This window comes from Roseinatronobacter thiooxidans, assembly GCF_001870675.1.
In the GTDB taxonomy this organism is placed as follows: Bacteria; Pseudomonadota; Alphaproteobacteria; order Rhodobacterales; family Rhodobacteraceae; genus Roseinatronobacter; species Roseinatronobacter thiooxidans.
Genome location: NZ_MEHT01000030.1, coordinates 1 through 9397, shown reverse-complemented (window position 1 = coordinate 9397; position 9397 = coordinate 1). Strand labels below are relative to the sequence as shown.

Here is a 9397-nt window from a genome sequence, read left to right as displayed (position 1 = left end):
GGCCCTCGGCGGATGCTTACCCTATATCTTGCGGTCGTGATCGATCTGTTTTCTCGGCGCGTGATCGGCTGGTCAATGCAAGGGCGCACCTATGCAGACCTGCCGCTGCAAGCCCTGCTGATGGCCGTCTGGCGGCGCAAACCAAAGACCAAGGTCCATGTGCATTCAGACCAAGGCTCACAGTTCACCGGCTATGAGTGGCAGGAGTTTCTCGAGCAGCACAATCTGGTCCCGAGCATGAGCCGACGTGGGAACTGCTGGGATAACGCGGTGGTGGAGAGCTTCTTCAACCTGCTCAAGCGCGAACGCATCCGGCGCAGAAAGTATAAAACCCGCGCAGAAGCCCGCTAGGATGTGTTCGATTACATCGAGTTCTTCTACAACCCGCAGCGCAAACACGTTAGGAACGGTATGCTGTCACCGGTCGACTTCGAACAACAGCAGAAACTGAAACTGCAAGGCGTCTAGCAAACTAGGGGCTATTCATTCTATGCAAACCTGAACACACTCAATATGGTTGCCTGAGAAATGAATAAATCACCCTCCAGCCAGCCTGTCAATCACGCCTGATATATTTGCGCATATCTTTCCACGCGAATGTGGCATCCGTCTTGCGCTGGTGGAAATTCCGCAGCTTCAGGGGCGAAATGATGAGGCCATGTCCCATATCGAGCGGCTGATGGAAATCGACCCGACCGATCCGGTGGTGGTGCTGTCTTTTGCGGAACTGGCGCTGGACAGCCCGGAAGATCGAGAGCTGATGGATCGTGTGGTGCGTGTGACAGCTGGTGTCCAAAACGAAACACCTGTCGATACAGCGATCTTGCTCTATCGCGGCAAGGCACTGGCGGCGCTGGGCATGCCGGATGCCGCCATTGATATTTTCACACTGGCGAACCGGCGCAGGAAGGATCGGCCTGACGGGCTGATGCATCAGATCCGCTATGACCGGGCGGTATTGTATGAGCAAGTAGGGCGCAGGGCGCAAGCGTGGAGGGAATTTGAAAGGCTTTACGCTGCGGATCCGAGTTTTGAGGAAGTGCGCGCGCGGCTTGGGACTTGATTGCTGCTTGCGAATTTTAACGAGTTCAGTCTGTAACTACTTTGGTCAAGAATGCACAGTTTCCATAATATCAGTTTAATTCCGCCGATCGAGCCTGGTCGCTTCATTGTTCGTCAATACCGTACGGGTGGTTTTTGCAGTTTTGATGGCGGAGCTTGCTTACCACAATGATCAGTCGCCAATGGTGATCCACTAAAAGTTGCCAGCCCCGTAACCGTCCTGTTCCGGCATTGAATAGCAACAAAGCCGGAGCCTCGCGCTTGAAGCCTGTTTGCCGCTTCCATGCCGCTGCCGGATCCGCTAGCGTTGGCGATGTGTCAAGACACAGCACCCCCCATTGATATGAAAGGATATCTTATGCCCGATCTCGTTTTGCGCGACGTCAACCTGCCAGATGGGCGCGGTCCAGTCGACATCGCAATCGCTGGGTCGCATATAACAGAGGTGGCGCCTGAGATCGCGGCACAGGGCACAGCAGAGCTGAACCTAGCGGGACGATTGGTGACACCACCTTTCGTTGATGCGCATTTCCACATGGATGCTACGCTCTCGCTGGGGATGCCGCGGCTGAACCGATCGGGCACGCTGCTCGAGGGCATTGCACTTTGGGGAGAGTTGCGTCCGTCGCTCAAGCATGAAGGGCTTGTCGAGCGGGCGCTGCGCTATTGCGATCTGGCCGTGAGCCGCGGGCTGCTGGCCATTCGTAGCCATGTCGACGTCAGCGACCCTCGTCTTGTAACCGCGGAAGCGCTGATCGAGGTGCGTGAGCGCGTACGCCATTATCTGGATCTGCAGCTTGTGGCCTTTCCGCAGGATGGCTATTTTCGCGCCCCAAAGGCCCGCGCGGCGTTGGAACGCGCGCTCGATATGGGGCTCGATGTTATCGGTGGTATCCCGCATTTCGAACGCACCTCGGCGGATGGTGCAGCTTCGGTTGCAGAGCTTTGCCGGATTGCGGCGGAACGTGGCCTGCCAGTAGACATGCATTGTGACGAGAGCGACGACCCCATGTCGCGCCATGTCGAAACCTTAGCAATGGAAACAATCCGAAACGGCTTGCAGGGCCGAGTGGCTGGCTCGCACCTGACCTCGATGCATTCGATGGACAATTACTATGTCTCCAAATTGATCCCGCTGATGGTCGAGGCTCAGTTGCATGTTATCGCCAACCCGCTAATCAACATAAGCCTACAAGGGCGCCATGACACCTACCCCAAGCGGCGTGGCCTGACCCGCGTACCCGAGCTGATGGAAGCCGGACTTACGGTTGCATTTGGCCATGATTGCGTGATGGACCCTTGGTATTCCATGGGTTCAGGCGACATGCTCGAGGTCGCTCAGATGGGTGTACATGTGGCGCAGATGACCTCGGTCATAGCGCGCCAGCAGGCTTTCGATGCCGTGACCACGAACCCGGCGCGGATTATGGGACTGCAGGGATACGGTATCGCACCGGGCTGCCGCGCCGATCTGGTGGTGCTTCAGGCGCGCGACCCGCTGGAAGCCATACGCCTGCGCGCCCGCCGGCTTTATGTTATTCGGGCGGGGCGGATTATCGCTGAAACCGAGCCCGAAATCACGCGCCTCTCGCTTCCGGATCGCGGTGCCGAGCTGGACGCGTCGCTGATTGTACCGCCCGCAGATTAGGCGTCAGCTACCTTTGTAGGCTTCCGCTGCCTTTCCTGGCCGGTTGATATAATTTCGGCTTGCCAGCTTATTTGACCGAAGAGTAAAAATTTATGGTAAAAATCAGAAATACTGGCACAATCGAGGTCAGCAATATCAGGGGGATTTGACATGACTACACGCACCAACGGGACCGGCTTCTCGCGTCGTGGGATTTTGCTCGGCGCCACTGCAATACTATTAGGAACCAGTCTGCTCGCGCCCGCCCAGGCGGATCAACCGCTGCGCGTGGTGGGCATCCACGCCTCACCAGTTGAAAACGCTTGGAATTCTAGGTTGCACGAGGCGTTAACAGAAGCGGCTGCCGAGGGGGTAATCGAGTACAGTTTTTCCGAGGGGATATCGAGCACGGATTACCCGCGTGTGATGCGCGAATTCGCCGAACAGGGCGTCGACCTGATCGTGGGTGAAGCGTATGCCGTAGAGCGTGATGCGCGCGCGGTGGCCGATGACTTCCCCGATGTTGCCTTTCTGATGGGGTCGAGTGGCCAGCCCCATGGCGATAATTTTGGCACTTTTGGTACATGGAATCATGACGGCGCCTATCTGGCAGGGATGCTCGCAGGCGAGATGACCGAAAGCAATATCGTTGGATCGGTTGGCGCAGTCCCGATCCCCGAGGTTAACCTGTTAATCAACGCATTTGAGGCCGGCGTGCTGGAGACCAACCCCGATGCACGACATCTGGTGACCTTTATCGGCACGTTTTTCGATCCACCTCAGGCGCGGGAAGCCGCGCTGGCCCAGATCGACTCAGGCGCGGATATCCTTTTTGGAGAACGGATTGGCACCGCCGATGCTGCCGAGCAGAGGGGTGTTCCGGCCGTTGGCTCGTTGATCGACTATAGCGACCGCTACCCCAACACTGTCTTTGCCAACGCTGTCTGGGTGTTCCGTGCGAAACTTGATGCCGCGATAGCGGATGTCCGCGCTGGCAATCCCACCGGACGCGACTACACTGAGTTCAGCCTGCTCGCGCAGGGAGGCAGCGATATCAGCTTTGTCGAAGACATGATTCCGGCCGAGGCGCTCGAGCGTATGTTGGCGCGGCGTGACGAGATCATCTCGGGTGCATTCGAAGTGCCTGTCAACCTGGACGAGCCCGGCTGAACCTGACCTACGCCAGGGAGCTGGACCATTATGTCGCAGACCGTAGCGCTGCGCCTGTCTGGGATTACCCGCAGGTTTGGCGAAACACTCGCAAATGATGACATTTCGCTCAGTCTTGAGCGTGGTGAGGTGTTGGCGCTGCTCGGCGAAAATGGCGCAGGTAAGACCACGCTGATGTCGATCCTGTTCGGCCATTACAGCGCTGATGCCGGTACTGTCGAGATTGAAGGCCGTAAATTGCGCCCCGGCAATCCCCGTGCGGCGATTAAGGCCGGGATCGGCATGGTGCATCAGCATTTCTCGTTAGCAGAGAACCTGACGGTGCTGGAAAACGTAATGACCGGCACGGAACGTCTGTGGCTTCCGAGGTCTCGCACTGCCGCGGCGCGGCGCAAGTTGCTGGATCTAGCCGAACGTTTTGGGCTGCGCGTAGAGCCTGACCGCCGTCTGGGTGATCTGTCAGTTGGCGAACAACAACGGGTCGAGATCTTAAAGGCTCTCTATAACGATGCGAGGATCCTAATTCTTGATGAACCGACTGCCGTGCTAACCCCGCCTGAGGCGCGGCAATTGTATCAGATCCTGCGAGGGATGGCCCGCAAAGGTCTGTCGCTCATCTTCATCTCGCACAAGCTTCACGAGGTGATGGAGGCCGCTGACCGCGTGGTCGTTTTGCGCCGGGGGCGCGTCGTGGCCGAGCGACGCCCCGCACAGACCAGCAAGGACGAGTTGGCCGAGCTGATGGTTGGTAGGCGCATCACCCGCCCGGTACGTGCCCAAGCTACCCCTGGCGAAATGGTGATCGAAGCGCGCAATGTCAGCGTTCGCCGCCGTGATGCGATTGGATTGCGCGACGTTAGTTTCACGCTGCGCGCAGGCGAGACGCTGGGCATTGTCGGCGTCTCGGGCAACGGGCAGTCGGCGCTGGGTCAGGTCATGTCTGGTGTGCTGGCCCCAAGCGCGGGCGAGCTGATTATCCTCGGCCGTCGGATCACCCGTGCGGATGTGCCTGCACAGGTGCGTGCGGGCGTTGGGCGTATTGCTGAGGATCGCAACCATGAGGGTGTGGTGGGGGAGTTGACCCTGTGGGAGAATGTTACGCTGGAACGCATCGGATTGCGCCGGTTCTCACGCTTTGGCGTAATCGACCGGGGTGCGGCGCGCGCTTGGACACAAGAGGTGATAGACGCATTCGATGTGCGCGGCGGTGGGCCAGATCATCGCACGCAGCTGCTGTCCGGAGGTAATGTGCAAAAGCTTATTCTGGGCCGGAACCTACTCGCGATGCCGCGCGTGCTGATCGCCGCACAACCCACGCGCGGACTAGACGAGGGCGCGATTGCTGCTATCCATTCTCGCCTGCTTGAGGCCCGCGCAGCGGGGACGGCAGTACTGCTGATTTCCGAGGATCTTGACGAGGTTATTAATCTTGCAGACAGAATCTGCGCTATCGTAAGTGGGCAGCTCTCGCCGGAAATCCGAGCTGAAGACGCTGACGCCCGACGGTTGGGTCTGATGATGGCGGGCGACTGGGGTATGGAGGGCGCGCAAAATGCGGTTTGAGTTACGTGAAACCCGCTCGACCGCGCTGATAATCGGTGCCCCGGTGATGGCGATTATTGCGGCGCTGGTACTTGCGGGTGGGCTGATCGCGCTGGCTGGCGCCTCTGTAATTGAGGCCTATCGTTTTATTCTGCTGGGCGCTTTCGGAACGCGCTCATCCATTGCCGAAACATTGACGCGAGCCACGCCGCTGATCCTGACTGGGTTGGCCGCAGCAGTAGCATTTCGCGCGCGCTTGTGGAATATCGGTGGCGAGGGGCAGTTACTGCTCGGCGCTATCGGCGTTGCCGCGGTGGGTGCAGAGCTAACCGCAGGACTTCCTTCGGCGTTCGCGATCCCGATCCTGTTTGTTGTGGGCGCCTTTGGGGGTATGGCGCTTATGCTCGTTTCTCTGGGGCTGCGGCAGGTTTTCAAGGTCGACGAGGTGGTAAGCACACTCCTGCTGAACTTCGTGGCGCTGCTGTTCGTGTCGATGATGGTCGAGGGCGCGCTGCGCGATCCACTGGCATTTGGTTGGCCGCAATCGGTGCCGGTGGCCGATAACGCCACACTACCCCGGCTGATGGAGCGCACGCGGCTTCATGCTGGGCTGATTGTCGCGCTGCTGCTGGCCTTGGTTATCTATCTGATCCAGGCGCGTACGATCTTTGGGTTGCAATCAAAGGCGGCCGGGTTCAACGCGGGCGCCGCGCGTTTTGCGGGAGTACCGCTGGGGCGCACGCTGGTGCTGGTGGCCTGCATCTCGGGCGGACTGGCGGGGCTGGCAGGCGCTATCCAGGTGATGGGGGTGCGGGGCCATGTGACCACAGATATTTCGCCCGGGTTCGGCTATTCGGGCATCGTAATCGCCATGCTGGCGAACCTGAACCCGCTGGGCGTGATCGCAGCTGCCTGTTTCACGGCCATAATGTTTATCGGCGCCGACGGGATGAGCCGCGCCGTCGGCGTTCCCAGCTTCATCGCCGATGTGACGGTGGCGCTGTCGCTGTTGACCATGCTGGTCGCACTCTTCTTCACACAATACCGGGTGCGATGGTGATGGAGATGATTGCTATTCTGGGCTCGCAAGGGCTCTGGGAGGCGGTGTTGCGGATCGCCACACCTCTGATCTTCGGCACGCTGGGTGCTCTCTTGTGCGAGCGCGCGGGCGTACTGAACCTAGGAATAGAGGGGATCATGGCCTTCGGCGCGCTGATCGGCTGGCTGGCGGTGTTCAATGGCACGGGTCTGTGGACGGGGCTGCTGGTGGCGGCATTGTCGGGAGCGGTTTTCGGACTGCTGCATGCGGTGCTGACCGTGCCGCTGGGCCTGTCGCAGCATGTCACGGGGCTGGGAATCACACTCTTTGCCTCGTCGCTTGCCTATTTCATCTTCCGCCTGAGCGTTCCGTTGGCAGCCTCGCCGCCGACGGTCCGGCCGTTTCAACCCGTCGAACTAGGCCTGATTGGCGACATCCCTTTCCTAGGCCCAGTGCTTTCCAGCCAGACGGCACCTACCTACCTTGCCTTCGCTATTGCTCTGGTACTGATGTATGTGCTGTTCCGCACACCACTGGGGCTGGCGATCCGGATGACAGGAGAGAACCCCCACGCCGCAGAGGCGCAAGGTGTCAATCCCGTCCGGGTGCGTTTTGCCTGCATAATGGTAGGTAGCGCGATGATGGCGATGGGCGGCGCCTTCCTCACGTTGTCGGCGTTCAACAGCTTCTTTCCGACCATGATCCAGGGACGCGGCTGGGTATGTATTGCTCTTGTAGTGTTCGCATCATGGCGCCCGGGCTGGGCGCTGACCGGAGCGCTGTTGTTCGCCCTAGTGGATGCGTATCAATTGCGCCTGCAATCCGTGCTTGAGGACTCCATCCCGTATCAGCTTTTCCTGATGGCGCCCTATATCGCAGCGATTGCTGTACTGGCCGTCACGGCGCGGCGCGCGCGGGTGCCCCAAGCCTTGATGAAGCCTTATCGTCGCGGCGAACGTTAGGGGGCGCCGACCAGCCTGTGCTGACCGCGAATTTTATCTGGGCTTGGTCTCTCTGGCGACGACACCACCATCACTCAGCCACTAACGCTCATCGAAAAATACGCTCCTATGTGGAACTGTAGTACTAGGCTCAGGACCTATTGATTTATGCATTGCGGCGTGATTCACGGTAAGCGTTTTCTGGCACCCACCTTCCATGCTTTGCCTTGAGCTGCGATCTCCCGCCTGATTGAAATCGGGATGGAGTTTCGCGATGGCGACTACGGATGAGTTTCTCCGTGACTATGGGGTAGATATCCGCACGAATGGTCAGCGGCGCTGGCCGGATGAGGTGAAAGCGCGGATTGTGGCGGAGACGCTGGAGCCGGGGGCTACGGTGAATGAGGTTGCGCGCCGATACGGTTTGCGGGCCAATCACCTGTCAGAGTGGCGTGGTCGCGCGCGGCGCGGTGAACTGGTTCTCCCGGCGGTGCTGGAAGATGACAGTCTGTGCTTCGCTCCGGTCATTGTGTCGGGTCCGCGGGTGCCAAGTTCACAGGACGACCCACCCATCCAGTCGGTGTCGCCAAAGCCGATCGAGATTATCACGGTGGCTGTCACGATCCGTCTGGACGCGGATATAGGCACGGACCGGCTTGTGGAGATCGTGCGTGGCTTGGAGACGCGCGCATGATCTTTCCGTCCAACCGCGTGCGTGTGCTGGTCGCGACGCAGCCTGTCGATTTCCGTAAAGGTCACGATGGCCTCTGCGCACTGGTGGCGTCCACGCTGCGCAAGGACCCTTATACTGGCACGGTGTTTGTATTTCGCGCGCGGCGCGCTGACCGGTTGAAGCTTTTGTATTGGGATGGCTCAGGTCTCGTGATGGCTTACAAGCGCCTGGAGGACACAACCTTCACCTGGCCTGCGATCAAGGATGGGATCATGGCGCTGAACCATGCCCAGTTTGAGGCACTATTTTCCGGGCTGGACTGGCGCAAGGTCAAGCCGGTTGAGCCTCGTCCGCCGAGCTCGCCAGAGTAGATTAAGGCACTGTTTTTGCTTTTATTTCGGTATGGGTTCCGGTAAAAACTGGGCATGTCGAACACCCCTGCAATCAACCTTTCCACGCTCCCTGCCGATCAGCGCGCAGCCGTGGAAGCGTTGATGCAGCAGGTCAGCACGCTCAAGGAAATTACCAAACGCCAGGAACATCTGATCGCTGAGTTGAACCATGCCCTGCATGGGAAACGATCAGAGAAGCTGACCGAGGATGAACGCCAGCTGGCCTTTGAAGACCTGACTATCGCTGTTGAGGAGGTGGAGGCAGAGAAAGAAGCACGTGCGGCATCCAAAGGGGAAGGCCCGCGAAAAAAGCCTGCTCCGCGGCGCAATATCGGGAATCTGCCCGCATCCTTGCCGCGCATCGAGAATGTCGTCGAGCCGGACAGTCTGATCTGCCCCTGTGGGTGTGGTGTCGCCATTGTCGCTCGGACCAATGGCGCAACAATAGCGACTGCACAAGATCGGCGAAGATCGCACAGAGCGGTTGGACATCGTGCCTGCGCAGCTGCGGGTGATTGTCACGATGCGCCCGAAATATGCGTGTCGTGCTTGCACTGACGGTGTGCGTCAGGCCCATGTGCCCGCTTTCCTGATTGATGCTGCTCTCCCCCCACTGAAGGGGCCATCGCGCATGTGCTGGTCAGCAAATATGCGGACCATTGTGTGTCCTGAGTACCGACATGGAAAGGAGGTGCGTAACTGCAAAAGAGATGAGGGTAGGCCCCTCGGGTTCGGCGATCAGGAGCCGATCCCAAACCACCACAAGCTGCTGTCGTAAAGAGCGATGGTGGTGAGCGTTGTGGAAACGACGGGGCGCGATCCCGTCAGGTACGATCCAGAGAGACGAGCGAAAGCGAACCGTCGATGAACTGCCGAAAGCGTAAGGTTGATGTCAGAACCGGGGGTGGTGGTCACCCCGGGATGAGTATGGGTGAGCTGCTGCCGGTTTCG

The 9397-nt window shown here is 59.2% G+C and carries 9 protein-coding genes and 2 pseudogenes; 10 read left to right on the top strand and 1 reads right to left on the bottom strand.

Translation table 11 applies throughout. The annotated features are described in order from the left end of the window. The 10 genes and pseudogenes from BG455_RS11825 to BG455_RS11780 form a co-directional block, all read left to right on the top strand. Nucleotides 1-468: pseudogene (locus tag BG455_RS11825) on the top strand (IS3 family transposase); the annotation flags it as partial. Nucleotides 469-658: 190 nt separating this feature from the next. Continuing rightward, nucleotides 659-1063, top strand: coding sequence for a hypothetical protein (locus tag BG455_RS11820; RefSeq protein WP_071470215.1), 405 nt, complete (start codon nucleotides 659-661; stop codon nucleotides 1061-1063). Between the two features lie 357 nt (nucleotides 1064-1420). After that, nucleotides 1421-2710: an amidohydrolase family protein gene (locus tag BG455_RS11815; RefSeq protein WP_071470217.1), complete on the top strand. Its 1290-nt coding sequence runs from the start codon at nucleotides 1421-1423 to the stop codon at nucleotides 2708-2710. A 150-nt stretch (nucleotides 2711-2860) separates the two neighbouring features. Continuing rightward, nucleotides 2861-3859 (top strand): BMP family protein, encoded by a 999-nt coding sequence (locus BG455_RS11810; RefSeq protein WP_071470214.1) that lies wholly within the window; start codon nucleotides 2861-2863, stop codon nucleotides 3857-3859. 30 nt (nucleotides 3860-3889) lie between these two features. Further along, nucleotides 3890-5422: an ABC transporter ATP-binding protein gene (locus BG455_RS11805; protein ID WP_071470213.1), complete on the top strand. Its 1533-nt coding sequence runs from the start codon at nucleotides 3890-3892 to the stop codon at nucleotides 5420-5422. Further along, nucleotides 5412-6461 (top strand): ABC transporter permease, encoded by a 1050-nt coding sequence (locus BG455_RS11800; RefSeq protein WP_071470212.1) that lies wholly within the window; start codon nucleotides 5412-5414, stop codon nucleotides 6459-6461. The genes BG455_RS11805 and BG455_RS11800 overlap by 11 nt, the downstream gene beginning before the upstream one ends. After that, the gene (locus BG455_RS11795) at nucleotides 6461-7402 is read left to right on the top strand and encodes an ABC transporter permease (protein WP_177190884.1); all 942 of its coding nucleotides are present in this window, start codon (nucleotides 6461-6463) and stop codon (nucleotides 7400-7402) included. Before BG455_RS11800 ends, BG455_RS11795 begins: the two co-directional genes overlap by 1 nt. 253 nt (nucleotides 7403-7655) lie before the next feature. After that, nucleotides 7656-8075, top strand: a complete 420-nt coding sequence (tnpA, locus tag BG455_RS11790) for an IS66-like element accessory protein TnpA (protein WP_071470211.1) — start codon at nucleotides 7656-7658, stop codon at nucleotides 8073-8075. After that, entirely contained in the window at nucleotides 8072-8425 is a 354-nt protein-coding gene (tnpB, locus tag BG455_RS11785) for an IS66 family insertion sequence element accessory protein TnpB (protein ID WP_071470210.1), read from the top strand. Before tnpA ends, tnpB begins: the two co-directional genes overlap by 4 nt. A gap of 54 nt (nucleotides 8426-8479) precedes the next feature. Beyond that, a pseudogene (locus BG455_RS11780) lies at nucleotides 8480-9106 on the top strand (transposase domain-containing protein); the annotation flags it as partial. Nucleotides 9107-9184: 78 nt separating this feature from the next. Here BG455_RS11780 and BG455_RS17460 read toward each other — a convergent pair. Further along, nucleotides 9185-9397: hypothetical protein (locus BG455_RS17460; protein ID WP_483880055.1), on the bottom strand; the 213-nt coding region annotated here is incomplete at its 5' end.